Below are 22,811 nucleotides of genomic sequence, written 5' to 3' on the forward strand. Positions count from 1 at the left end.
TCGGCATTGCGAAGTACTTCAGCTACATCGTCATCAAGTCGCCGTTCATCAAGACGCACTGTCCGATCGAACGGCTGTTTCCCAACCAGCGCTGAGAGGCGCGCCTTCGTTTCGTCCATGCCCGCCACTGCGCTGGCGGGCCACTGGCGCAGCCGCGGTTGACGGGCGACTACTACACGTACTTGTTCAAAGAAATGCGCTTCGGTCCCGGCGACTTCGCCGCCCAGCCGAACGCTTCAGCGCGGTCGACGGAGACATCTGCGGGTCAAACACTGCGACTGGTGCTGATGGGCCTATTGGCTTGGTGCTGGGCGCGGGCGCAAACAGTCGAGTGCGTCCGATGTGAAGGCCTCTGACGCATGCACGACAGCAAGATCTGCTGTAGCGAGTCGCACAACCGCAGCCTGCTTTGTGCAAGACCCTCATTGAAGCACCGGCGCGAGGGGTGCGCAGCCTAAACTTTTGGACATCAAAGGCCCGACCTCAGCCCCTTCATGACGCACCCCTCCGCATTGCCAAGCCGCCGTGGCCACGCCTTCATGGATGGCAATGAACAACCCTCACGTCTTTTCCAGAAGGCCGACTCCATGAACTCCTCCATCATCGAGCAGCTCAGGAGCGCTGGCCGCCTGGATCGCATGTTCATTGACGGCGAGTGGGTCGTGCCTCAGGGGCAAGCTCGAGCCCCTGTCATCGATCCGTCGACGGAGGAGCCTGTCGCAGAGATCGCGCTGGGCAGTGCAAGAGATGTCGCCGCGGCTGTGGCTGCGGCGCGGCGCGCCTTCGCGACCTGGTCCGTGAGTTCCGCCCAGAGCAGGGCCTTGCTTCTCGATCGCGTCCACTCCCTGATCCTCGAGCGCGCAGAACTGTTCGCTCAGGCGATCTCGTTGGAGATGGGCTCTGCCATCGGCGTTGCGCGCAGCACGCAGGTGCCGTCTGCGGCACAGCACATCTGCGTGGCCCGCGACAATGCGCGCAGTTATTCGTTTGTCACCCATCGGGGGGACATGGCCATCATGCGCGAGGCCATCGGCGTGTGCGGCCTGATCACCCCCTGGAACTGGCCGCTCTACCAGATCACCGCCAAGGTCGGACCCGCCCTGGCAGCGGGATGTACGGTCGTCCTGAAGCCCAGCGAGCTGTCGCCCCTGAGCGCCTTGCTCTTTGCCGAGGTGATGCACGACGCCGGCATCCCGCCTGGTGTGTTCAACCTGGTGAACGGCAATGGGCCGGAGGTCGGCGCCGCGCTGTCGGCGCATCCGGACGTGGACATGATCTCGATCACCGGTTCGACAAGGGCCGGCGTCCTGGTTGCCCAAGCGGCCGCGCCGACCGTGAAGCGCGTGGCACAGGAACTCGGCGGAAAATCGCCCAACCTCGTCCTGCCGGATGCGGACCTGGCGCGTGCCATACCGGCAGGCGTGGCGGCCGCCTTCCGCAACGTCGGCCAATCCTGCAGCGCTCCGACGCGCATGATCGTGCCCCGCGAGCGCCTCCTGGAGGTTGAACGGATCGCGCTGGAAGCGGCAGCCAGCATCGTCGTGGGCGATCCGCGCTCGCCGCAGACCACGCACGGTCCGGTGGCGAATCGCGCACAGTTCAATCGGGTGCAGGAAATGATCGGCATCGGCATCGCCGAAGGCGCGCGGCTCATCTGTGGCGGCCTCGGGCGGCCAGAGGCTTTGAGCCGCGGCTTCTACTGCCGTCCGACCATCTTCACCGCGGTGCAGCCTCGGATGCAGATCGCGCAGGAAGAAATCTTCGGGCCCGTGCTCGCATTGATCCCCTACGACAGCGTGGACGAGGCGGTGGAGATCGCCAATGGCACTGTCTACGGCCTGGGCGCCCACGTGCAAGGAAAGGATCTGGGCGCGGCGCGCGCCGTCGCGGCGCGCATCCGGTCCGGGCAGGTGCACATCAACTATCCGGCCTGGAACCCTCATGCCCCCTTCGGCGGCTACAAGCGCTCGGGAAATGGCCGCGAATACGGCATAGAAGGTTTCGAGGAGTACCTGGAAACCAAGGCCGTTCTTGGCTTCCAGGATGCCTCGGCACCCAGTACCGACTGACACGCTTTCAGTGAAAACATCGCGCATTGCGCAGGAGCAATCATGACCGTGGCCCTCGTGCTGCATCGCGCCGACGGCGCGCCCGTTTCAACCTCCTTCCGCAGGGCGGCGTTCGGCAAGGATGACCCCTTTCCGCGGCATCGGGAGATCGCATGGGAAGGACCGGGTTCGATGAGCGCAGGCCGAATCAGCTTCATCGGTGAGCTCGAAGTCCCGAGCTTTCCCCACACCGAGACCATCGTCGTCATGGCCGGAGAGCTCAGCCTGACGGCGGCCGGCGCGGCACCGCTCGTGCTCAACCCCGGTGAAGGGGCCGTCATCGCCCGCGGCACTGCAGTTCGCATACTGGCCCGATCGCGCACGCTGTTCGTGTTCTGCGCCGCAGCGGCAGAGGGGCCGAACAACCCCGGCATCACGCCGCTGCGCGCCGGCAGCGTGCGGTTCGCAGCCCCTGATGGAAGCGTCCTGTCGGTGGGCGCGGGCGATGCGCTTTTCGTACCCCAGGGCGCACCGATCGGATGGGAAAGTAGTGATCGCGTGGCGAAGTTCTACGTGGTCCAAAGCGTCCAGGCTTGAATCGACGAGCGAGTTTCATCATGTCCCCTCCGCTGCACCATATCAACACTTCCCCCAAGCCGCCGGCCTCCGCTGACGTCGTCGTGATCGGCGGCGGCATCATCGGTGTCTTTACCGCCTACTACCTGGCCAAGCGCGGGGTTTCGGTCGCCTTGGTTGAAAAGGGCAGGATCGGCGCCGAGCAGTCGAGCCGCAATTGGGGCTGGTGCCGGCAGCAGAACCGCGACGCGCGCGAACTGCCCATGGCGAGCAAGAGCCTCGATCTCTGGGAACGATTTGCTGCCGAAAGCGGTGAAGACACGGGTTTTCATCGCTGCGGGCTCTTGTATCTCAGCAACGACGAGGCCGAGCTGTCCCGTTGGTCCAGCTGGCGTGATTTTGCGAAGACCGCCGGCGTGACGACCTACATGCTCAACAGCCGGCAGGCCACCCAACGCGGGCAAGCGACCGGCCGCGCCTGGAAAGGCGGCGTCTTCTCGCCCACCGATGGCACCGCCGATCCTGCCAAGGCTGCGCCGGCCGTGGCAGCCGCGCTCATCAAGCTCGGAGGCAGCGTTCATCAGAATTGCGCGGCCCGCGGCATCGAGACGGAAGGAGGACGGGTCAGCGGCGTCATCACGGAAGCCGGGGTCATCAAGACCAGGACCGCCGTCCTCGCCGGTGGCGCCTGGGCCTCCTCGTTCTGCCGGCAGCTTGGCATCCGTTTTCCCCAGGCCTCGATCCGGCAATCTATCCTTAGCGTGTCCCCTGTGGAACATCGCTTGCCGGATGCCCTGTTCACGGCGGGCGTGTCCGTCACGCGCCGCAACGACGGACGCTACGCACTGGCCATCAGCGGCCGCGCACGCGTGGACGTGACGCCACAGTTCATGCGATTCGCTCCACAATTCGTGCCCATGTTCGCCAAGCGCTGGCGCAGCCTTCTTCCTGGAGGCCTGGAAGGCGTTCGCGGCGGCCACGAAACGCTGAAGCGGTGGCGGCTCGATGCGCCGACCCCGATGGAGCGCGTGCGCATCCTGGATCCGAAGCCCGATCTGGCGACGGTCAGGGAGACCCACCGCCGCGCTGTCGAACTCCTGCCTGAACTGCGCGAAGCAAGGATCACGGACGCCTGGGCCGGCTTTGTCGACAGCACGCCGGATGGTGTTCCCGGCATCGGCGAAGTGCCGTCCATACCGGGCTTCATCCTGGCTGCGGGCTTTTCGGGACACGGCTTCGGCATCGGCCCTGGCGCCGGCCACCTGATCGCGGACCTTGCCACTGGTGCCGAACCGATCGTTGATCCCTTGCCGTACCGGCCCGAGCGGTTCAGCGGCTCGGCATGGGGCAAGGTCGCTGATTTCTAGGCCGCGCCTGCGACCGGCACCAAAGGCATACATGTTTTCGAGCGACGTGATCGTGATTGGCGGCGGCTTGGTGGGCACGGCAGTGGCCTACGGGCTGGGCCAGCTCGGCAAGAACATCACGGTCTTGGATGAAGGCGACGATGTCCAGGCCAGGCAGAACGGCGCCTTCAACCTATGCTTTTCCGAGGCAGAGCTCGAGGCGCGCCGGGAGCGGCTTGCCGCCGTGCGCGATGAAGTAGGCGGCGAATATCCCTATGAGATCCCGTGATCGACGATCGCGGGGATCTTGCCATTGGGATTGATTGCTCTGTAGCTCGCTTCATGCTGAGCGCCGCTAGTGATGTCGATGGGGATGATGCGATAGGCAATCCCAAGCTCTTCGACCATGATGTGCGCTTTGTGCCCGTTCGGAGCGGGCCAACTGTAGAGATCGATCATCGGTTGCTCACCGTTGTTTCATGATTTCACGGCGCCTGCGATCTTGCGCACGCCGGTTGCCCTCATCGCTCATCCCTGCTGCCAAACGTTCGTCGAGGGCGACCGTCCTTTCATCGATCTGCCTCATCACGCTGTCTTGAAGCGCCTTCTTCGACATGGCGTAGGCAGTATTGCAATCAGGTGCTATGCACTTGGCGTACTCGATGGCCTGGCCAACAGCTGCTCGGGTTCAACGACCTCATGGAAAAAGCCGAGGCGCTCGGGCGGTAGTGCAGGACACCAACCCCAACAGACAGCAGTCGGGCCCGGCCCTGCTCTAGCCACGAAATGCCGCACGGCAAGTATGCAGCGGAAGCCGACCTTGCCCGCAAAAGTGCTGAGCTTCGGCTGTCGACCCAGGAGCGGACCTTGATCCTCATCACCAGTTTCATCCAGATCGACCATTGAGCTTGACCAGCACCCCGACGTGATCAACATCGGATCCGTGGCACAGCTTCCCAAATCTAAGACGGATGAACAACCCATTGAACCTTCACAGCTAGTGCTGGATTCCTCAGGCGGCCCGAGTCCGACGGGCGAGCGAAAACCCGCCGCTGCCCCGCCTAGGGACAACGCCTTTTGCGGAGAGCGGAGCCGCACGCGATGTCTGGTCCTTATTCCGGCGCAAGCCCTGCAACTCTCGCCCAGCGTCCCCACAGGCTGATCTGCTCTTGTACGTAGACGCGCAGCTGTACGGGTGCGGTCGACGTCATGGGGATGATGCCCGCAGACGCCGCAAAGGCTTGCATGGCGGGATCGGCCATCACGTGCGTGAAGACCTGGTGCAGCTTGCGTACGATGTCGGCCGGCAAGCCCGCGGGCGCGAACATGGCCGACCATGATGTGTATTCGTAGTCGGGCAGCCCCTGCTCTGCCAGCGGGGCCACATCGGGAAACAAGGCAATGCGCTGGCGCGAGGTGACGCCCAGGACACGCAGTTGTCCGGTCTTCACAAAAGGCGCGGCCACTACGGGATCGTTCATGATGAAGTCGATGCGTCCGGCAAGCAGATCCGTCGTGGCCGGGGCGGCGCCGGGATAGTTGACGGCCAGCGCGTCAATGCTCGCCTGTGTTGTCAGCAGTTTGGCGGCGACCAGCATGCCCGAGTTGCCGGTGGCGTAACTCAGCTTGCCCGGCCGGTCCCGGGCGTATTGGATGAACTCCTTCACCGTGCGCACCGGCAGGCTGGCTGGAACCACCAGCATCAACGGGTTCAGGCTCAGCTGCGTGATCGGCGTGAAATCAGCTACTGGATCGTAGCCGGCGTTCTTCAGCGTATGGACGTTGGCCGCGTGCGAAGAGTTGCCGCCCATCATCAACGTGTAGCCATCCGGGGACGCCCTGGCAACGATGCGGGCCGCAATGGCGGCCTGCGCGCCCGGCTTGTTCTCGACGACCATGGCTTGGCCCAACAACTTGCCCGCGGACTCGGTGACCCGGCGCAGCAGGGTATCGGCCGCTGCCCCGGCCGTGAAAGGGGCCACCACCTTGATGGGTCGATTGGGATAGCTGCCTTGCGCCAGGGCGCCCCGCCAGCAAAGCAGGGGTGCCGAAGCCACCATCAAAGATCTGCGCGTCATGGTCATTGACCTGTCTCCTTCTTTCGTGTGGTCGAGAACAACAGCGGCGAGGCATGCTCGCCGCCGCGCGTGCAAGCAAGGCCCCTTTCGCCTGGACGGGACGGCCTGCCGCACTTACTGGTGTGAAAACATTGCAAGTCCGTCCGCAAAGCCTCCGGCCTTGAAGACCATGGCGCCGCCTCCCCCCACCTCGTCACGTGCAACGATGAACAGGTCGCGCGAACCTGGCATCAACGCCAAGCTCGTGCAGCGCAGAAAGTGGTTCTTCTCGCGCCCGGGCAGCAGAATCTGACCGATGGGGATCCCGTACGGACTGAAGACGAGGACGCGACCTTGCCGGTTCAGCGCCACGTACACATTGCCCTGCGAGTCCGTGCGCATCGAATCGGGCCCCGGGCCGATGAAGTGGTAGGGAATCGAAGTGCCTGTGTGCGGAATCGTGGCGGGTGCGCTCAGTTCGGCGCGGTGCAGCCGGCAAGCGCTGAACTCGGTGGCCCACAGAACCCCGTCATCGGGCCCGAGCGCCACGCCATTGGCGCCGCACAGATCCGGCAAGACTGGCCTGAGCGTGCTGCTGTCCGGCGGCATGTAGTACACACCCCCCAGCGGCCGCGTCGACGATCCCCGAAAGTCCGTCATGTAGAAGCCGCCTTGCCGGTCGAACACCAGGTCATTGACGGCATGGCCGGCACTGGGCGGCACGACGGTCTGCCGGCCGCCTCCGCCGGGATCCAGTGCGAACACCGTACCCGCATCGAACAAGCCCTGGCTGTTCCGCGGGCCTACGGCAGCGACGAAGATGCGTCCGTCCTTGTGCACTGCGAGGCCCGACGGGTTCTGTCCCGGCTCCGAATACAGGGTCGTCAATCGTCGCTCGGGAGAAAGGCACAGCACCCGTCCGCCGTAGATGTCGACGAACAGCAGGTTGCCAAGCCGGTCGAATGCCGGGCCTTCCAGTGGCAGCGGTCCTTCGGCCACCTGGAAGAACGGCTCGGCCGTCACGGACACGATGTCGCGCTCGCTGGCGGGGATCGGCGCCAGCCCGCAGGTCGCACCAGAGTGGCAAAGCGTATTCATGGTGCGCGCGGCGGTGGACTCGCTGCCGTGGGGTCGCCGCAGATGGTCGGCTCAGTTGCCATGCGGCAGCAGGATCTGCCGCACAACCCCACCTCCATGCAGCAGGTCAAACGCTTCGTTCAACTTGTCGAAGCCGATGTGCTCGCTGCGCAGACGGTCCACGGGCAGCCGCCCGCGCAGGAACATGTCCACGTAGCGTGGCACGTCCTCCTGCGCCACGCCGCCGCCCATGAAGGAGCCCCGCAGCACGCGCTCCTCGCAGACCCAGGACAGATGCGGCACGCTGAACGTGGCGCTGGACGTTCCCACCCCCACGCCGATGACTTCGCCGCCGCGCACCGTGATGGACTGGGCCATCTGCAACGCCGATGGATGGCCAGAGATCTCGAACGCGTGGTCGACGCCGCCGTGCGTGAGATCCAGCACTTGCTGCACGGCCTGCGGGTCGCGCGCGTCGATGCAGTCGGTCGCGCCGACCGCGCGCGCAAGGTCGAACTTGGACGGCAGCACGTCGATGCCGACGATGCGGGCCGCACCGGCTTCGCGCGCGGCCATCACGGCGGTCAGGCCCACGCCGCCGAGCCCGATGATGGCGACGCTGGCGCCCGGCTTCACCTTGGCGCTGTTAAACACGGCCCCCGCGCCAGTGACAACGGCGCAGCCGAACAGCGCTGCGACATTCAGCGGAACGGCCGGGTCCATCTTGATCAGCGACTGCGGCGCCACCACCGCGTACTGCGCGTAGACCGAGATGCCGCTGTAGTGGTTCAGCCGCCCACCGTCCGCCAGATGCAGCCGGCGCGCGCCGGTCGCCAGAAGGCCTTCGGAGCGCGCCGCGCTGACAGCCTGGCAAATGCCTGGCCGGCCCGCCAGGCAGGTGCGGCATTGGCCACAGCCTGCCACGCCCGCCATGGCCACGTGGTCGCCCGGCTTCAGGCCTTGCACGCCCTTGCCAACCTCGCGCACGATGCCCGCGCCCTCGTGGCCGCCCACCACCGGAAGCGGCCGCTTGCGCAGGCCTTCGATGACGGACAGGTCGGAATGGCACAGGCCTGCGCCACGCACTTCGACAAGCACCTCGCCGTCACCCGGACCGTCGAGCTCCACTTCCTCGATCCGGAAGGGCCTGCTTTGCGCGTAAGGGGCCGGCAGGCCCTGCTCGTACATCACTGCTGCCGTCATTCGCATTTCTTCTCCTATCGGTCTTCCGGTCTTCTCATATCCGTTTTCCACCGCGCTATCGCGCGACCCGCGACGCATGAATCCAGTGCGAGCGCAGCGAAGCATGTTCGTGGGCACCCGCGGAACCGGCTTTGCCGGGCCGCCGGGTGCGCCCCCTTTGAGGGGGAGGCGCCGAAGGCGCTTCGGGGGTGGTTTTCCTTTCAGCCGTGCGGCCGCAGGATCTGCCGCAGCACTTCACCATGCTCCAGCCGGTCAAGGTTCAGGTTCAGTTCGTCGAAGCCGAAGCTGCCGCTCATCAGGCGTTCGACCGGCAGCCGGCCCTCCTGGTAGTAGCGCATGTACAGCGGCAAGTCGCGCTGCGGCACGCAGCTGCCCATCAGCGAGCCGCGGATGACCTTCTCCTCGCCGACCAACGCGGTGTGCGGATACGGGTACTGATCGCCCGATGCACCCATGCCCACGCAGATGATCTCGCCGCCCTTGCGCGTGATCGCATAGGCCGTAGCCATGCCGGCTTTGCTGCCCGACACTTCCAGGGCGAAGTCCACGCCGCCCCGCGTGAGGTCGCGCACGGCCTCCACTGCGTTGTCATCGCGCGCCGAGACGGTGTGCGTGCAACCCAGCTCCCGTGCAAGCGGGAACTTGGAAGGGTTGATGTCGATGCCAACGATCGACGAGGCGCCGGCGATCCGCGCGGCCATCACAGCGTTGAAGCCCACGCCGCCAAGGCCGACCACCGCCACGCTCTGGCCCGGCCGCACCTTGGCCGCGTTGAACACGCAGCCGGCACCGGTCACGACGGCGCAGCCGAACAAGGCCGCCACATCGAACGGAATTGCCGGATCGGCCTTGACCAATGTGCCCGGCACCGTTACGGCGTATTGAGCGAAGGAGGACACCCCGCTGTGGTGGTACAGGCCCATGCCCCCGCGCGTCAGACGCCGCGCGCCGGTCATGAGCACACCCTTGGCGCGCGAGGCAGCCACCAGGTCGCAAAGCACGGGGCGGCTGTTCACGCAGAAGTCGCACGCGCCACAGCCCGAACCCACGGTCATGACGACATGGTCTCCCGGTTTGAAAGCCGTCACCCCACGACCGACTTCGCGCACGATGCCAGCGCCCTCGTGGCCCATCACCACGGGCAGCGTGCGCTTGCGCAGGCCAGCCACCTGGGACAGGTCGGAATGGCACAGCCCGGCCGAGCGCACTTCGACCAGCACCTCTCCCTCGCCCGGCCCTTCCAACTCCACTTGCTCGATCTTCAACGGCCGGCTGTCGGCGTAGGGTGCCGGCAAGCCCTGCTCGTGCAGAACGGCGGCAGTCATCTGCATGTCGTGTCCCCTCCCGCTCAGTTCAGAACGAACAATCGTTCTTCGGTCATGTCGCGGATCGAGAACTTCGGCCCCTCGCGGCCGATGCCGCTGTCCTTCACGCCGCCATAGGGCATCTGGTCCGAGCGCCAGCGCGACGTGCCGTTCACGATCACGCCGCCGGTGCGGATGGTGCGGATCGCCGACAGCGCCAGGTCCAGCGAATTCGTGTAGATGCCGCATTGCAGGCCGTAGGCGCTCTCGCTGATCGCCGCGAACAGCGGTGTGATGTCTTCGTACGGCTGGATGCTGAACGCCGGGCCGAAGATCTCATCGGACACCACGCGCATGCTCGGGTTCACCTGGCTCAGCACGGTGGCGCCGAGCTGCGCGCCGCGGCGCGTGGCCGCGCGCAGAGCGCAGGCACCCGCCTCCACGGCTTCGGCAACCATGCGTTCCACGCGGATCGCGGCCTCTTCGTCGATCAGCGTTCCGACCTCGGTCGCCATGTCCAGTGGATCGCCGAAACGAATGGCGTCCACCTCCTGCAGCACCGCGTCCACAAAGCGATCGTGCACGCGCTTGTGCACGTAGACGTTCTGCACCGACACGCAGCTCTGGCCTGCCAACGCCACGCCATTGCGCGCGCAGGCCTTGGCAGCTGCGGCGATGTCGGCATCGTGGTGCACGAATGTCGGCCCCACGCCGCCCAACTCCAGCGCCACGCGCTTCATGCCCACGGCATCGCGGATCAACTTGCCGACGCGGATCGAGCCCGTGAAGCTGACGAAGTCCACGCGCGGATCGCTGACGATCCTGGGACCCACGGTGTCGCCATATACGGTGTTGATGGCGCCGGCCGGAAACCCTGCCTCCAACACCGTCTCGACCAGCTGATGCACGCACAGCGGCGCCTTGGGCGAAGGCTTGAGCACCAGGGCATTGCCGGCCGCAAGGGCCGGTCCGAGCTTGTGCGCGGTCAGGCTGATCGGACCATTGAAGGGCGTGATGGCAGTCACCACGCCGACCGGATAACGCATCAGCATCGCGATCTTGCCGGCACCGATGGTGCTGGCGTCCATCGGGATGTGCTCGCCCTGGATGCGCACGGCCTCTTCGGCGCACAAGTGGATCAGCTCGGCTGCACGCTGCGTCTCGACGATGGAATCGCGCAGCGCCTTGCCGGTCTCGCGCGCCATGGTGCGGCCGATCTGCTCGGTGCGCGCGGCCACCAGGTCGGCGGCGCGGTGCAGCAGGCGAGCACGCTCATACCCCGGCAGCGCCGCCATCGCGGTCTTGGCCTTGCGCGCAGCTTCCAATGCGTCCTCGCCGTCCTGCAGTGACGAGATGGGGGCCAGCGCGATGACATCGCCACGATAGGGGTCGCGAACATCGTGTGTCTGCTCGGCTTCGCGCCATTGACCGTCGATCTGCATGCGGATGCGCACAGGCGGGATGCTCGACTGTTCCTTGGTGCTCATGAGGTCTCCTTTGCGGGGCAGTGTAGGAAGCGCTCCGCGCCGCAGTCCATGGCGAAATGCGAAAGCTCGTGTCCCGGTTTTCCGCACAGCCAGGCGGCCGCCGATCGTTTCGATTCCGCCCGATTCGCGCCGGCGGCGGCGCGCGTGATGTTCGAGAAACGAGCACACCGCATCCCGAAAACAGGCATGGACCCGCGGCGGTACCGCTTCCTAAACTGCGCCATCGACACCCTAAGCTTGCAGCAGGCACCATGACGGCAACCGCCCACCACTCCCTGGAGACACCGCCCACCCAACCCGACCTGGTGCTCGACCTGGCAAGCTTCGCCGCCAACATCGACACCGCGCGGTTGGACCGCAGTGTTGTCGAAGCCGTCAAGACCAACATCCTCGACACGCTGTCGTGCGCGCTGGCCGGCTCCTCGGCCAAGGCCATCGCCGAGGTCTCGGGTCTGGTGCAGGAATGGGCCGGCACGCCCCAAGCCGACATGTTCGTGTTCGGCGGCAAGTTCCCGGCCCACCACGCGGCCCTGATCAACGGCGGCATGTCCCATGCGCGGGACTACGACGACACGCACGACGCTGCCATCCTGCACGCCGGCGTGACGGCCGTGCCGGCCGCCATTGCGGCCGCGCAGCTGCGCGGCGGCGTATCGGGCAGCGAGCTCATCGCGGCCGTGGCCGCTGGCCTGGAGGTGACCTGCCGCCTGGGCGTGGGCGTCAAGGTCGACATCGTCGAGAGCGGCTTCATCTACACCTCGCTGCTGGGCTACTTCGGTGCCACGGCCGCAGCCGGCCGCGCGCTGGGGCTGAACGACGAACAGATGCGCAATGCGTTCGGCATCGTCTACAGCTCGGTGGCGGGCAACCACCAGGTCACGCGCGACGCTTCGCTTATGAAGCGGCTGCAGCCCGGCCTGGCCGCGCAGGCGGCGGTGCTGGCGGTGCAGCTGGCGCAGCGCGGCATCCGCGGCGCGCAGGAGGTCTTTGATGGCGCCGACGGCTTTATACGCGTGTACCTGCAGGGCCGCGTGGACCGCGAGGTCGTGCGCAAGGACCTGGGCCAGCGCTTCGAGCTGTTGAGCCTGAGCTACAAGCCCTACCCCTGCTGCCGCGATACGCATTCCGCGATCGACGCGGCGCTGGAACTGCGCGCGCAAACAGGCCGACCCGCGAGCGACATCGAGACCATCCGGGTCGGTGTGACGGCACCCGGCTACCAGATGGTGTGCGTACCTGAAGCAGTTCGACTCGCGCCGCGCACCATCGTCGAGGCGCAGTTCAGCATTCCCTACACCGTGGCGGCCGCCTGGATCGACGGCCGCATGGGGATCGGCCACTTCTCCGACGAAGGTCTTCAGCGCAAGGACATCCTGGCGCTGACCGCGCGCGTACGGCCTTATGTAGACGCCGACATCGAACGCGACTGGAGCCGCTTCGTGACGCCGGCACGCGTCGTCGTGGAGTTCCGCGACGGGCAGACCGTGGAGACACGCATCGACTACCCCAAGGGGCACCCCAGGAACCCGATGCTGCCGGCCGAGTTCACCGCCAAGACAGCCGACTGCGCGACCTTTGCCGCAAGGGCGCTTCCGGCCGACACGGCAGCGCGGTTGACTGAAACCGTCGGTCGGCTCGAATCGGTCGCTGACATCGCCGAACTGATGCGCACCATCACCTGATCCAAGGGCGGGCTGCGGCCAAGACGCCTTTGCGCGTGCCACGATCCTCTCGGCCGCCCCTTCACTCACAAACGATAAACGGAGACTGCCATGGACAAGAGAACGCTTCTGAAAGCCGCCGCACTGAGCCTGGGCCTGCTGGCCGGCACTGCCTTCGCGCAAGGTGGCGGAGATCCCATCCGCATCATCATCCCGCTGAGCCCCGGCACGCCAAGCGACTTCGCCACGCGCATCGTGGCCGCCGCCATGAGCGAGAACCTCAAGCGGCCCATCACGATCGACAACAAGCCCGGCGCCAACGGCGTGCTGGCCATGCAGGAGTTGATGCGTTCCAAACCCGATGGCAACACGCTGATGCTGGGCGGCATCTCGCCGATGGCACTGAACGTATCGGTCGTCAAGAATCTGCCCTACGACCCGCGCAAGGATGTCACGCCGATCGGCGGCATCTACAACGCATTCCAGGGCTACATCGCCTCGAACCAGCTGCCCGTGAACAGCTTTGCCGAACTCGTCGCCTATGCCAGGAAGCATCCGGGCAAGGTCTCGGTGGGCCACTACTCGGCGCTGACCAAGATCCAGTTTGCAGCGCTCGGCCGTCTGGCCAAGGTCGACCTGCTGATGGTGCCGTACAAGTCGACCACCACCACCGCCACCGACGTGATGGGCGGCACGCTGGACGTCAGCATCGTCGACTCGGCCACCGCGATCACGATGGCCAAGGGCGGCAAGCTGAAGGTGCTGGCCATATCGCTGCCCGAGCGCAGCGATCTGGCGCCGGGGCTGCCGGCTGCCGCAGAGACGGTGCCTGGTCTCTCGGTACCGGCCTGGTCGGGTCTGATCGGCCCGGCCAATATGCCGGCCGATGTCGTGCAGAAGCTCAACGCAGGGCTGAACGCAGCGCTGCGCGACAAGGCCACCATCGCCAAGCTGGCCGAGAGCGCGGTGCAGCCGTGGCCCACCACGCCAGAGCAGTTCGCCAAGCACGTCGACGCGGAGACCGCGCGCTGGAAGAAGGTCGCGCAGGACGCCGGCATCCAGCCCGAATGAGCGGACGCTTCCTGCCGACAGTGAATCAGGAATCGAGATGAGCTATACGCCCCCCGTGAAGGACATGTTGTTCGCGATGCGCCACCTGGCGCAGCTCGACCGCGTGGCCGCCCTGCCCGGCTTCGAGGACTTTGGTCCCGACACGGCCGAGGCGGTCCTCGAAGAATCCGCCCGCCTGTGCCGCGAGGTCATCGCGCCGCTGAACGCGGTGGGCGACCGCCAACCCTCGCACTGGCACGACGGCGAAGTCACGGCCACGCCGGGCTTCAAGGAGGCGTATCGGCTGTTCGCGGAGGGCGGCTGGCAAGGGCTGGCCCATCCGCAGACCTACGGCGGCCAAGGCGCGCCCAAGCTTATCGCCGCGGCCTGCGCGGAGATGCTGCACGCGGCCAATGTCTCGCTGGGCCTGTGCCCCATGCTCACCGACGGCGCCATCGAGGCGCTGCTGACGGCCGCGAGCCCGGCCCTGCGCGCCAGGTACGCGCCGCAACTGATCGCCGGCAACTGGACTGGCACCATGAACCTCACCGAGCCGCAAGCCGGCTCAGACCTTGCAGCCGTGCGCACGCGTGCCGAGCCGCAGCCAGACGGCAGCTACCGCATCTTCGGCACCAAGATCTTCATCACCTGGGGCGAGCACGACATGGCGGACAACATCGTCCACCTGGTGCTGGCCCGCCTGCCCGATGCGCCGCCGGGCGTGAAGGGCATCAGCCTGTTCGTGGCGCCGAAGTTCCTGGTCAACGAAGACGGCAGCCTGGGCGCGCGCAACGACGTGCAGTGCATCAGCATCGAACACAAGCTGGGCATCAAGGCCAGCCCGACGGCGGTGCTGCAGTTCGGCTGCGCGCAGGGCGCGGTAGCCGATATGGTCGGCGAGGCCAACCGCGGCCTGGAGTACATGTTCGTCATGATGAACGCCGCGCGCTTCGCCGTGGGCCTGCAGGGCATCGCTGTGGCTGAGCGCGCCTACCAGCAGGCGCTGGCTTTCGCGCGCGAGCGCGTGCAGGGCCGCGCGCTCGGCAGCAGCGATGCGGCGCCGCCCATCGTCCAGCACCCGGATGTGCGGCGCAAGCTGCTCACCATGAAGGCGTCCATCGAAGGCGCGCGGGCGCTGGCCTATCTGGCCGCGGCGGCCGGCGATGTGGCGCACCATGCGGCGGACGAAGCCGAGCGGCGCGACAACCTGGCGCTGTACGAGTTCCTGGTGCCGGTCGTGAAGGGTCACAGCACGGAGATGGCGGTCGAGCTCGCCAGCCTGGGCGTGCAGATCCACGGCGGCATGGGCTTCATCGAGGAGACCGGCGCCGCGCAGCACTACCGCGACGCGCGCATCCTGCCCATCTACGAAGGCACGACGGCGATTCAGGCGAATGACTTCCTGGGGCGCAAGACGGTGCGTGACGGCGGTGCCGCGGCCAAAGCCGTCTGTGCGCAGGTCGCAGAGACCGAGCGGGCGTTGGCGCAGACGCAGGGCGAGGATTTCCGCGTGATGCGCCAAGGGCTGCATGCCGGCAGGATGGCATTCGAGTCCGCGGTGGACTACGTGCTGGCCAACGCGAAGGAGCGGCCCGTGCAGGTCTACGCGGGGGCGGTGTCGTATCTGCGACTGGCGGGTGTGCTGCTGTGCGGCTGGCAGATGGCAAGGACGATGCTTGCAGCGCACGCGAGGCGCGAAGAAGACCTGGCATTCTGCGAGGCCAAGATGGCGACAGCGCGCTTCTATGCCGAAGCGGTGATGCCGCAGGCGCTGGCGCTGGAAGCGGCGTTGCTGCGTGCAGGGGGAACGGTGGAGCGGGTCGGGTCGGAAATGCTGTGAACATGCCCATTTGCCTTGACCACGTCACTGTCCCCTCGGGGAACCGGGTTGCATCTGCCAAGCTGCTTGCAGAGCTGCTCGGTGTCCCATGGGCAGAACAAGGGGCCGTCGGCGCGTACTCTCCGGTGTACGTCAATGCCGGCCTGACCCTCGACTTTGCGCAAAGCGACGGCCCTCTTCCGAAGCAACACCTGTGCTTCCGGGTCGGGCAGCAGGACTTCGACCTGATCGTGCAAAGAATGAATGCCGCTGGCGTCCCGTTCCGTAGCCTGCCGCACGGTCCGGATGACAGCAAGGTCGCCCTGGTGTACGGAGGCCAACGCATTTACTGGCATGAACCGGATGGTCATGTGTGGGAGTTGCTGACCGTCAGCTACAAGCGTCAGCCACCCGTGGATCGTGAGCTTGGCGGCGTCTGATCGACAGCGATCACCGGCGCGCCAACGGCGCCATCCTCCGCATGTCCGGCCAGGCCTCGGCCGCCGCATCCACGAACGCGCGGATCAGCGGATCGTTCCCACGGCTCGCCACATGCGCGATGAACTGCGGGTACTCCGCGCGTGCCAGCGGTGACAGCGCCAGATAGCCTTCCTGCTCGCCCTGAAGTGCGTACTCTTCGCGCATCAGCAGCATGCCGACACCCGACTGCACGAGCGCACGAGCCAGCGCGGAGTTGTCGAAGCGTACGACGCTGTTCAACTCCAGGCCTTTCTCTGCAAACAGCTTCTCCATCATGAAGGCGTACGAGAGGTTGGTGTCGCTGGGCGTGATCCATGGCAGTTCGGCCAGTTCGGTCCAATCGGCGGATTCGATCTTCTCCTTCCAGGCCACTGGCCCCACCACACGGAAGTTCACCGTCGCCATCTCGTAGTAGGTGAAGCCGGCGTCCACCGCGCGGCCGAGCAGCATGCCGATATCGATCTCGCCTGTCTTCAGCGCCTGGCGCGTGCCGGCGGACGCACGCGCCCGCAGGTCGACGGTGATCAGCGGGTGCTTGGCACGCAGTTCGGCAATCACGGGGCCGATGCGGCTGGAGGTGGGGTCGCTGCTGGCGCCGACGATCAGGTTGCCTTCGACCTTGCCACGGATGTCGCGCGCGAACGAGGTGAACTCGGCCGCGCCATTCAGCAGTTCCTTGGCCTGACGCATCAGCATCTGCCCCGCGCGCGTAAGTTCCAGGCTGCGGTTGGTGCGCACGAACAACTGCAGGTCCAGGTTCTCTTCGATCGCGCGTACATGTGCGCTGGCGGCCGATTGGCTCACGTGCAGCCGTTCGGCCGCACGCGTGAGATGCTGCTCCTCCGCCACGGCGACGAAGGTGCGCAGCTGGACCAGATCGATCATCATGGTTCGTCGGGCCTTGTACGAGAGTTGTCGAGGCCAGCGATTTTCGTGCGATACCGCGCGCTGGCGCAGCGGGGTTTCCCGCGTGCGCTTCAACTGGCCGGCGGCCGCGTGCGCTCGAAGGCAGGCTCATGGCCGGCAAACGCGGCCAACCAGCTCGCCAGGCCGTGGCTGGACGGGCGCCATGCCACGGGCTGGCGTCGGTCGAGAAATCCCAGCGCGCAGGCCAGGCCGATCGTCACCGCATCGGTCTTGTTCGGGTCCGGCGGTGCAGCCTCGAAGACCGCGAGCGCGCGCCGGATCTTGCCGCGCTGGTGCTCCAGCCATTCGGACGACCGCCGCTCGGCGTCGTGGTAGCGCTCCTCGTAGATGATCAGCGCGCCGGCATCGATGATGCCGTCCGCCAGCCGTGCCTGCGTCAGCATCGCGATGCGCTGCGGCCCTGCGTTCGGCAGCAGCCTGTCGGTTGCGGCCACCCATTGCAGGAACTCGAGGATCACGCTGCTGTCGTAGACCGCCGTGCCATCCTCGCGGACCAGACAGGGGTATTTGCCCAGCGGGTTCTGCCCGCGCAGCGTCTCGTCCGCCGTGTCGGTCGGCACCAGCGTGACGCGGTCCGCCAGCCCCAGCACATCGATCGCCATGCGCACCTTCCGCACGAACGGCGACGTGGGCGAGGACCGCAGGACAAAGGTTTCGACAGCCGATGGCATCGTCGCCGCCTTCAGTGGAATGACCGCCCACCATCCACGGCCAGCGCGGCGCCGGTCACATAGGACGATTCGGAACTGGTCAGGAACAGGATGGCACGCGCGATTTCCTCGGGCTGCGCCAGGCGCTTCAGCGCGTAGTTGCTCACGTTCGCACGCACGCCGTCGGCCATGGCGGTGTCCACGAGACCGGGACACACCGTGTTGGCGCGGATCGCGGGCGCCAGTTCGGCCGCAAGCGCCCGCGTGAGATTCAGCACGCCGCCCTTCGACGCCGAATAGGCGGTACGGTTTGGCGAGTTGGGCAACAGCGCTTGCCCGGATCCGACATTGACGATGGTGGCCTCCGCCGCCTTCTGCAACCACGGCAGGCAGCAGCGCACGACGATGTAGCCGCCCGTCAGGTTGATCTCCAGCACGCGACGCCATTCGGCCACGCTGACTTCGAGGACGGAGCCGCGCAGCATGACGCCGGCGGCATTGACCACGCCGTCGATGCCGCTCATGCGGGCCGCGCTGTCCGCGACTGCACGCGCAACCGATGCTTCGTCCGTGACATCGGCCTCGCACGCATGCGCACCGATCTGCTGCGCCGCCTGTCGCAAGAGGCTGCCGTCTCGGTCCAGCAAGCTCAGTGTCGCGCCTTCCGCGGCGAATAGCTGCGCCGTCGCGCGGCCGATTCCCGACGCGGCGCCGGTGATCACAATGCGGCGGTCCTGCAGGCGCTTGGAGTGGTTGTGCATGGGTACCTCGTTCATTTCTTGGGCATCCCGGCTAGTTCGACCAGCCGGCCCCAGCGCTGGATCTCCGCGCGCACGAAGCTGCGCAACTGGCTGGGCGTCATCGGCATGGGGTCCATGGCCATCTTCTGGATGGCGGCCTTGGTCTCGGGGCGAGACAGGCTCTTGGCGACTTCGGCGTTCAGCCTGTCGACGATGGCCGGATTCGTGCCGGCAGGCGCAAACAGTGCCGCCCAAGTCACGACCTGCACGTCCTTGTAACCGGCCTCGCCCATGGTCGGCACGTCGGGCAGCAGCGGGTGGCGTACCTTGCCTGTCACGGCCAGCACCTTGAGCTGACCGTTTTGCACGAAGCCCATCGACGAATAGGGATCGACCAGCAGCGCGTCGATCTGCCCGCCCACGAGGTCCGTCAGGGCCTGCGGCGTTCCGCGATACGGCACGTGCGTGATATCCACGCCTGCGACGGATTGCAGCAGGGCCGCCGCGATCTGGCTGGACGTGTTGCCGCTGCCGAAGCTCAGTGGCTTGCTGCCCGAGTGCGCCTTGGCCACGGCAATGAAGCTCTCGACGTCGGACGCCGGCAAGTCCTTTCGCACCAGCAAGGTCAACGGGATGCTGATCAAGCCCGCCACCGGCTCGAAATCTTTCTCAGGGTCGAAGGCCAGATTGGCATACAGCGTCTTGTTCACGGCATGCGCGGAGTTCGTGCTCATGAACAAGGTGTAGCCGTCGGGGGCCGCCCGCTTGGCATTCATGGCTGCAATGTTGCCGTCCGCGCCGGCCTGGTTCTCGATCACGATGGGCTGGCCCAGGCCCTTGCGCAGGTCCTCGGCGATGACGCGTGCTGTCCCGTCCGTCGCGCTGCCTGCGGGGAATGGCAGGATCAGCTTGATCGGCCGGTTGGGATAGGTCTGTGCCAGAGCAAGGCTTGCGGCCAGGCCAAGGCAGGCTGCTGCCAACAGCAGCCCTCGCCGCGCGATGTTCATCACGAGTCTCCTTGCTTCTTTGTCTTTTCGTGGAACTGCGGCCACAACACGCGTACCAGTTCGCGCGTCGCGCCATAGGCGTAGCAGCTGTCGATCTTCAGCGGCCGGCCGTTCGCGTCCACGCGTTCGGCGCGTCCGCGGTTCACCTGGCTCAGCGACTGGAAGGCCGTCGTCGCCATGGGAATCAGCAGCTCCATCAGGTGCGTGCAGGCACGCTCGCCACCCAGGCGGCTGCGGACTTCCCTGCTCCAGCCGCTGGACATGCGCAGGCCGACCAGCGACTGCAGCGCATTGCCACCATCGGGGCACGCGTCGTAAGGCGCGGCCTCGGTAAAGGTCGCCACGGCGTGGATGGTGAGATCGCGGTCGTACACCAGGCGAACACCCATGTCGTGGACCGGTTCACCTGCCGGAAAGCGCTTATCGCCATTCGCGGGCACGAAGTCGTAAGGCTTGCGATCGGTCACGCGGCCTTCGAGCTCGAACAGGTCATCGCTGCGCCGCCAGGCACGCATATCGATGCGGCGCCAGTGCAGCTCCTCTTCGCGGGTTGCGGCGGAGTCCATGACGTCAGCCGAAAATCGGTGCGCGCTTTTCGAGGAAAGCGTTCACGGCTTCGCTGTGGTCCGGCGTCTTGTGGCACACGGCCTGGTACACGGCGGACAGTTCCAGCACCTCGCTCAGCCGCGCATGAATGGCCTCGCGCAGCAAACGCTTGGTCAGGCGGATGCCGTGTGCGGCGTTCACGGCGATGCGGTCGGCCATGGCGCGGGCTGCGGACAGCAGTTCGTCGGGCGGCACCACGCGCGACACCAGGTTCCAGTCAAGCGCCTGGCGCGCATCGATGGTGTCGCCCGTCAGCGCCATCTCGGCCGCGCGCGACATGCCGACGATGCGCGGCAGCAGCCAGGCTCCGCCGTCGCCAGGAATGATGCCCAGCTTGATGAAACTCTCGGCGAACTTGGCCTTCTCGGACGCGATGCGGATGTCGCACATGCATGCGAGGTCCAGCCCGGCGCCGATGGCATGGCCGTTGATGGCCGCCACCACCGGGACCTCCAGGTTGAACAGCGACAGCGCCAGCCGCTGGATGCCGCGCCGGTAGTCCTGGCGGATGTCCATCTCGCTGACCTCGGGCGAGGCCTGGCGCTTCATCTCGTGGATGTTGCCGCCGGCGCAGAACGAGGGGCCGTTGGCGGCCAGGATCACGCAGCGCACGCTGCGGTCGTCGTGGATGCGCTCGATGGCAGCCAGGAATTCGGGGATGGCTGTGTTGCCGGTCAGCGGATTGCGCTGCTCGGGCTGGTTCATGGTCAGCGTGACGACGGAGCCGTCTTGTTCGTAGAGCAGGAAGTCGGGCATGTTGGAGGTCTCACAGGGTTTGGTTGTCGATCACGAAGCGAAAGCGTACGTCGCCGGCCAGCAGCCGCCGGTAGGCGGCGTCGATGTCGTCAGCGGCGATCACCTCTACCTCGGCGGCGATGCCGTGCTCAGCGCAGAAGTCCAGCATCTGCTGCGTCTCGGCGATGCCGCCGCTGCGCGTGCCGGCGATGGAGCGGCGGTTGGTCAGCAGCGCGGCGGCCGGCACGCTGAGCGGCAAGGCGGGTACCGCCAGGTTCACGTACACGCCATCGAGCGCCAGCAGGCCGAGGTAACGATCCAGGTCGGCATGGATGGGCACGGTGGAGACCACGATGTCGAAGCTGCTGTCGAGCGCCGTGAACGTGTCGGGTTCATTGCTGAGCCGGTAGTCGTCGGCCCCCAGGCGCAGCGCATCCTCGTGCTTGGCAGGCGTGAGGTCCAGCACCGTGGTGTGCGCACCCAGCGCGCGGCTTATCTGCACGCCCACGTGACCCAGGCCGCCGAATCCAAGGATGGCCACGCGCTTGCCCGGCCCCGCGCTCCAGTGGCGCAGCGGTGAATACATGGTGATGCCGGCGCACAGCAGCGGCGCCGCGTTCTGCAGCGCGATGGAGTCCGGGATGGCCACGACAAAGGCCTCGTCCACGACCACCTGCTCGCTGTAGCCGCCATAGGTGGGCTGGCCGTCACGTCCGATAGCGCCATAGGCCAGCGTTCGGCCGCCGCTGCAGTATTGCTCCAGGCCGGCGCGGCAGTTGTCGCACCGACGGCAGGCATCAACCATGTTGCCTACGCCCACGCGGTCGCCGACGCGATGGCGCGTGACCTCGCTGCCCACTGCCAGCACGGTCCCGGCCATCTCATGACCCGGCACCAGCGGATAGATGGTCTTGCCGCGCGTGCTGTGCGCGTGCTCCACGTCGGATTGGCAGATGCCGGCGTAGGCGATGGCGATGTGCACGTCGCGCGGCCCCGGCGCGCGACGCTCGATGGTCGTCGGCACGAAGGGTTGCCGCGGGCCGCAGGTGCAGCGGGCCTTGACGCGAAACATCACTCGGGCCGGATGTTGGCCTCGCGCGCGAGCCGGACCCAGCGCGTGGTCTCCGAGTCGATGTAGGCCTTCAGTTCGTCGGGCCCCATCGGTAGCGGCGTCGTGCCATGGTTGGCGTATTTCTCGATCAGTTCGGGCATCTTCTGCGCCTTCAGCACGGCATCGCTCACGCGCGTGACCAGTTCGCGCGGCAGGCCGGCGGGCCCGACCAGTGCGTTCCACGATGGGAAGTCGAAGCCCGGCAGTGTCTCGGCAATGGCGGGCCAATCCGGCGTGGTCGGGTTGCGCTTCAGCGAGGACACGGCCAGCGCGCGCAACTGCCCGGCCTTGACCTGGGCCTGCGCGTTACCCGGGTCGGTCAGCGTGGCGAACAGCACGCCGCCGATCACGTCGCTGATGGTCGCGGGGCTGCCTTTGTAGGGGACGGGCAGCAGCTGGATGCCGGCTATGTGGCTCATGGTGGCGATCTGCGTTTGCACCGCGGTGGTCGAGAAGCCCACGCTGACCTGGCCGGGCCGCGACTTCGCGTAGGCGATGAACTCGCCGAAGGTCTTGATCGGTGAATCGGCCTTGACCATGAGCACGTGGTTCGTCAGGCTCACGCCCGCGATCGGTGTCAGGTCCTTGCGCGGGTCGTAGCCCATGTTCTTCACGAAGGCCAGGTTGGCCGCCAATGGCGAATTCGAGCCGCACAGCAAAGTGTTGCCGTCCGGAGCGGCGCGGACCACTTCCAGCGTGCCGATACTGCCGTTGCCGCCCGCCTTGTTGTCGATGAAGTAGTTCTGGCCGTTGATCGCGCCGACCAGCGGCAGCAGCATGCGCGCGGCGTAGTCGTTGGAGCTGCCGGCCGGCAGCGGCACGACGACGCGCACAGCGCCGCCGCGGCCCTTGGCCTGAGCCCAGGTCTGCCCGGCGGGCAATGCCAGGCCCAGGGCCAGCGCTTTCAGGATGTCTCGTCTTTCCATT

General features: G+C 66.6%; 22 protein-coding genes and 2 pseudogenes. 9 read left to right on the forward strand and 15 right to left on the reverse strand.

Features of this window, described 5'->3' with window-relative positions; translation table 11 throughout:
- The 5 genes and pseudogenes from BLS74_RS35395 to BLS74_RS30940 form a co-directional block, all read left to right on the forward strand.
- Positions 1 to 95, forward strand: a pseudogene (locus BLS74_RS35395) (Lrp/AsnC family transcriptional regulator); the annotation flags it as partial.
- 492 nt (positions 96 to 587) lie between these two features.
- Positions 588 to 2,069: an aldehyde dehydrogenase family protein gene (locus BLS74_RS30925; protein WP_093111401.1), complete on the forward strand. Its 1,482-nt coding sequence runs from the start codon at positions 588 to 590 to the stop codon at positions 2,067 to 2,069.
- A 42-nt stretch (positions 2,070 to 2,111) separates the two neighbouring features.
- A complete protein-coding gene (locus BLS74_RS30930; protein ID WP_093111403.1) occupies positions 2,112 to 2,645 on the forward strand; it encodes a cupin domain-containing protein in 534 nt (177 codons plus the stop codon).
- Between the two features lie 20 nt (positions 2,646 to 2,665).
- Positions 2,666 to 3,991, forward strand: coding sequence for an NAD(P)/FAD-dependent oxidoreductase (locus tag BLS74_RS30935; protein WP_093111405.1), 1,326 nt, complete (start codon positions 2,666 to 2,668; stop codon positions 3,989 to 3,991).
- A gap of 31 nt (positions 3,992 to 4,022) precedes the next feature.
- Positions 4,023 to 4,259 (forward strand): FAD-dependent oxidoreductase, encoded by a 237-nt coding sequence (locus BLS74_RS30940; protein ID WP_093111407.1) that lies wholly within the window; start codon positions 4,023 to 4,025, stop codon positions 4,257 to 4,259.
- On the opposite strand, the pseudogene BLS74_RS30945 reads toward BLS74_RS30940, so the two are convergent.
- The 7 genes and pseudogenes from BLS74_RS30945 to BLS74_RS30975 all read right to left on the reverse strand — a co-directional run.
- Positions 4,259 to 4,429 (reverse strand): annotated as a pseudogene (locus BLS74_RS30945) (glutathione S-transferase N-terminal domain-containing protein); the annotation flags it as partial. The gene BLS74_RS30940 and the pseudogene BLS74_RS30945 sit on opposite strands and share 1 nt — an antisense overlap.
- Positions 4,430 to 4,436: 7 nt before the next feature.
- Positions 4,437 to 4,586, reverse strand: coding sequence for a hypothetical protein (locus BLS74_RS35400; RefSeq protein WP_244504096.1), 150 nt, complete (start codon positions 4,584 to 4,586; stop codon positions 4,437 to 4,439).
- Positions 4,587 to 5,082: 496 nt separating this feature from the next.
- Positions 5,083 to 6,054 carry a Bug family tripartite tricarboxylate transporter substrate binding protein gene (locus tag BLS74_RS30955; RefSeq protein WP_093111409.1) on the reverse strand — a complete coding sequence of 324 codons (972 nt, stop codon included), beginning with the start codon at positions 6,052 to 6,054 and terminating at the stop codon, positions 5,083 to 5,085.
- Positions 6,055 to 6,162: 108 nt separating this feature from the next.
- Positions 6,163 to 7,056 carry an SMP-30/gluconolactonase/LRE family protein gene (locus BLS74_RS30960; RefSeq protein ID WP_244504097.1) on the reverse strand — a complete coding sequence of 298 codons (894 nt, stop codon included), beginning with the start codon at positions 7,054 to 7,056 and terminating at the stop codon, positions 6,163 to 6,165.
- A gap of 120 nt (positions 7,057 to 7,176) precedes the next feature.
- Positions 7,177 to 8,307 carry a zinc-binding dehydrogenase gene (locus BLS74_RS30965; RefSeq protein ID WP_244504098.1) on the reverse strand — a complete coding sequence of 377 codons (1,131 nt, stop codon included), beginning with the start codon at positions 8,305 to 8,307 and terminating at the stop codon, positions 7,177 to 7,179.
- Between the two features lie 200 nt (positions 8,308 to 8,507).
- Positions 8,508 to 9,638: a zinc-binding dehydrogenase gene (locus tag BLS74_RS30970; RefSeq protein WP_093111415.1), complete on the reverse strand. Its 1,131-nt coding sequence runs from the start codon at positions 9,636 to 9,638 to the stop codon at positions 8,508 to 8,510.
- A 17-nt stretch (positions 9,639 to 9,655) separates the two neighbouring features.
- Positions 9,656 to 11,098: an aldehyde dehydrogenase family protein gene (locus BLS74_RS30975; RefSeq protein WP_212733727.1), complete on the reverse strand. Its 1,443-nt coding sequence runs from the start codon at positions 11,096 to 11,098 to the stop codon at positions 9,656 to 9,658.
- Positions 11,099 to 11,349: 251 nt separating this feature from the next.
- Here BLS74_RS30975 and BLS74_RS30980 point away from each other — a divergent pair, with 251 nt between their 5' ends.
- From BLS74_RS30980 to BLS74_RS30995, 4 genes are all read left to right on the forward strand, one after another.
- Positions 11,350 to 12,780, forward strand: coding sequence for an MmgE/PrpD family protein (locus BLS74_RS30980; RefSeq protein ID WP_170855781.1), 1,431 nt, complete (start codon positions 11,350 to 11,352; stop codon positions 12,778 to 12,780).
- Between the two features lie 90 nt (positions 12,781 to 12,870).
- Positions 12,871 to 13,830 carry a Bug family tripartite tricarboxylate transporter substrate binding protein gene (locus BLS74_RS30985; RefSeq protein ID WP_093111419.1) on the forward strand — a complete coding sequence of 320 codons (960 nt, stop codon included), beginning with the start codon at positions 12,871 to 12,873 and terminating at the stop codon, positions 13,828 to 13,830.
- 37 nt (positions 13,831 to 13,867) lie between these two features.
- Positions 13,868 to 15,649 carry an acyl-CoA dehydrogenase gene (locus BLS74_RS30990; RefSeq protein ID WP_093111421.1) on the forward strand — a complete coding sequence of 594 codons (1,782 nt, stop codon included), beginning with the start codon at positions 13,868 to 13,870 and terminating at the stop codon, positions 15,647 to 15,649.
- Between the two features lie 2 nt (positions 15,650 to 15,651).
- Positions 15,652 to 16,068 carry a VOC family protein gene (locus tag BLS74_RS30995; protein ID WP_093111423.1) on the forward strand — a complete coding sequence of 139 codons (417 nt, stop codon included), beginning with the start codon at positions 15,652 to 15,654 and terminating at the stop codon, positions 16,066 to 16,068.
- 10 nt (positions 16,069 to 16,078) lie between these two features.
- Here the strand turns inward: BLS74_RS30995 and BLS74_RS31000 are convergent, their stop codons facing one another.
- From BLS74_RS31000 to BLS74_RS31035, 8 genes are all read right to left on the reverse strand, one after another.
- Positions 16,079 to 16,996, reverse strand: a complete 918-nt coding sequence (locus BLS74_RS31000; protein WP_093111425.1) for a LysR family transcriptional regulator — start codon at positions 16,994 to 16,996, stop codon at positions 16,079 to 16,081.
- 89 nt (positions 16,997 to 17,085) lie between these two features.
- Positions 17,086 to 17,706, reverse strand: coding sequence for a glutathione S-transferase N-terminal domain-containing protein (locus BLS74_RS31005; protein ID WP_093111427.1), 621 nt, complete (start codon positions 17,704 to 17,706; stop codon positions 17,086 to 17,088).
- 11 nt (positions 17,707 to 17,717) lie between these two features.
- The gene (locus BLS74_RS31010) at positions 17,718 to 18,407 is read right to left on the reverse strand and encodes an SDR family NAD(P)-dependent oxidoreductase (RefSeq protein ID WP_244504099.1); all 690 of its coding nucleotides are present in this window, start codon (positions 18,405 to 18,407) and stop codon (positions 17,718 to 17,720) included.
- Between the two features lie 50 nt (positions 18,408 to 18,457).
- Positions 18,458 to 19,432 (reverse strand): Bug family tripartite tricarboxylate transporter substrate binding protein, encoded by a 975-nt coding sequence (locus BLS74_RS31015; RefSeq protein WP_093111431.1) that lies wholly within the window; start codon positions 19,430 to 19,432, stop codon positions 18,458 to 18,460.
- Positions 19,432 to 19,998, reverse strand: a complete 567-nt coding sequence (locus BLS74_RS31020; protein WP_093111433.1) for a DUF2889 domain-containing protein — start codon at positions 19,996 to 19,998, stop codon at positions 19,432 to 19,434. Before BLS74_RS31020 ends, BLS74_RS31015 begins: the two co-directional genes overlap by 1 nt.
- Positions 19,999 to 20,002: 4 nt before the next feature.
- A complete protein-coding gene (locus tag BLS74_RS31025) occupies positions 20,003 to 20,794 on the reverse strand; it encodes a crotonase/enoyl-CoA hydratase family protein (RefSeq protein WP_093111435.1) in 792 nt (263 codons plus the stop codon).
- Positions 20,795 to 20,804: 10 nt separating this feature from the next.
- Positions 20,805 to 21,845, reverse strand: coding sequence for an NAD(P)-dependent alcohol dehydrogenase (locus BLS74_RS31030; protein WP_093111437.1), 1,041 nt, complete (start codon positions 21,843 to 21,845; stop codon positions 20,805 to 20,807).
- Positions 21,845 to 22,810, reverse strand: a complete 966-nt coding sequence (locus tag BLS74_RS31035) for a Bug family tripartite tricarboxylate transporter substrate binding protein (protein WP_093111439.1) — start codon at positions 22,808 to 22,810, stop codon at positions 21,845 to 21,847. The genes BLS74_RS31030 and BLS74_RS31035 overlap by 1 nt, the downstream gene beginning before the upstream one ends.
- Position 22,811: the final 1 nt, after the last annotated feature.

Source organism: Variovorax sp. CF079 (genome assembly GCF_900101545.1).
Lineage (GTDB): Bacteria > Pseudomonadota > Gammaproteobacteria > Burkholderiales > Burkholderiaceae_C > Variovorax.

Bases quoted from the DNA above. Each gene is read 5' to 3' on its own strand.
- BLS74_RS30990 (WP_093111421.1), top strand. From the start codon at position 13,868: ATGAGCTATACGCCCCCCGTGAAGGACATGTTGTTCGCGATGCGCCAC.
- BLS74_RS30930 (WP_093111403.1), top strand. From the start codon at position 2,112: ATGACCGTGGCCCTCGTGCTGCATCGCGCCGACGGCGCGCCCGTTTCA.
- BLS74_RS31005 (WP_093111427.1), bottom strand. From the start codon at position 17,706: ATGCCATCGGCTGTCGAAACCTTTGTCCTGCGGTCCTCGCCCACGTCG.
- BLS74_RS31000 (WP_093111425.1), bottom strand. From the start codon at position 16,996: ATGATGATCGATCTGGTCCAGCTGCGCACCTTCGTCGCCGTGGCGGAG.
- BLS74_RS31020 (WP_093111433.1), bottom strand. From the start codon at position 19,998: ATGGACTCCGCCGCAACCCGCGAAGAGGAGCTGCACTGGCGCCGCATC.
- BLS74_RS30975 (WP_212733727.1), bottom strand. From the start codon at position 11,098: ATGAGCACCAAGGAACAGTCGAGCATCCCGCCTGTGCGCATCCGCATG.
- BLS74_RS35400 (WP_244504096.1), bottom strand. From the start codon at position 4,586: ATGTCGAAGAAGGCGCTTCAAGACAGCGTGATGAGGCAGATCGATGAA.
- BLS74_RS30955 (WP_093111409.1), bottom strand. From the start codon at position 6,054: ATGACCATGACGCGCAGATCTTTGATGGTGGCTTCGGCACCCCTGCTT.
- BLS74_RS30980 (WP_170855781.1), top strand. From the start codon at position 11,350: ATGACGGCAACCGCCCACCACTCCCTGGAGACACCGCCCACCCAACCC.
- BLS74_RS31035 (WP_093111439.1), bottom strand. From the start codon at position 22,810: ATGGAAAGACGAGACATCCTGAAAGCGCTGGCCCTGGGCCTGGCATTG.
- BLS74_RS30995 (WP_093111423.1), top strand. From the start codon at position 15,652: ATGCCCATTTGCCTTGACCACGTCACTGTCCCCTCGGGGAACCGGGTT.
- BLS74_RS30965 (WP_244504098.1), bottom strand. From the start codon at position 8,307: ATGACGGCAGCAGTGATGTACGAGCAGGGCCTGCCGGCCCCTTACGCG.
- BLS74_RS30970 (WP_093111415.1), bottom strand. From the start codon at position 9,638: ATGCAGATGACTGCCGCCGTTCTGCACGAGCAGGGCTTGCCGGCACCC.
- BLS74_RS31025 (WP_093111435.1), bottom strand. From the start codon at position 20,794: ATGCCCGACTTCCTGCTCTACGAACAAGACGGCTCCGTCGTCACGCTG.
- BLS74_RS30925 (WP_093111401.1), top strand. From the start codon at position 588: ATGAACTCCTCCATCATCGAGCAGCTCAGGAGCGCTGGCCGCCTGGAT.
- BLS74_RS30935 (WP_093111405.1), top strand. From the start codon at position 2,666: ATGTCCCCTCCGCTGCACCATATCAACACTTCCCCCAAGCCGCCGGCC.
- BLS74_RS31030 (WP_093111437.1), bottom strand. From the start codon at position 21,845: ATGTTTCGCGTCAAGGCCCGCTGCACCTGCGGCCCGCGGCAACCCTTC.
- BLS74_RS31015 (WP_093111431.1), bottom strand. From the start codon at position 19,432: ATGAACATCGCGCGGCGAGGGCTGCTGTTGGCAGCAGCCTGCCTTGGC.
- BLS74_RS30940 (WP_093111407.1), top strand. From the start codon at position 4,023: ATGTTTTCGAGCGACGTGATCGTGATTGGCGGCGGCTTGGTGGGCACG.
- BLS74_RS30985 (WP_093111419.1), top strand. From the start codon at position 12,871: ATGGACAAGAGAACGCTTCTGAAAGCCGCCGCACTGAGCCTGGGCCTG.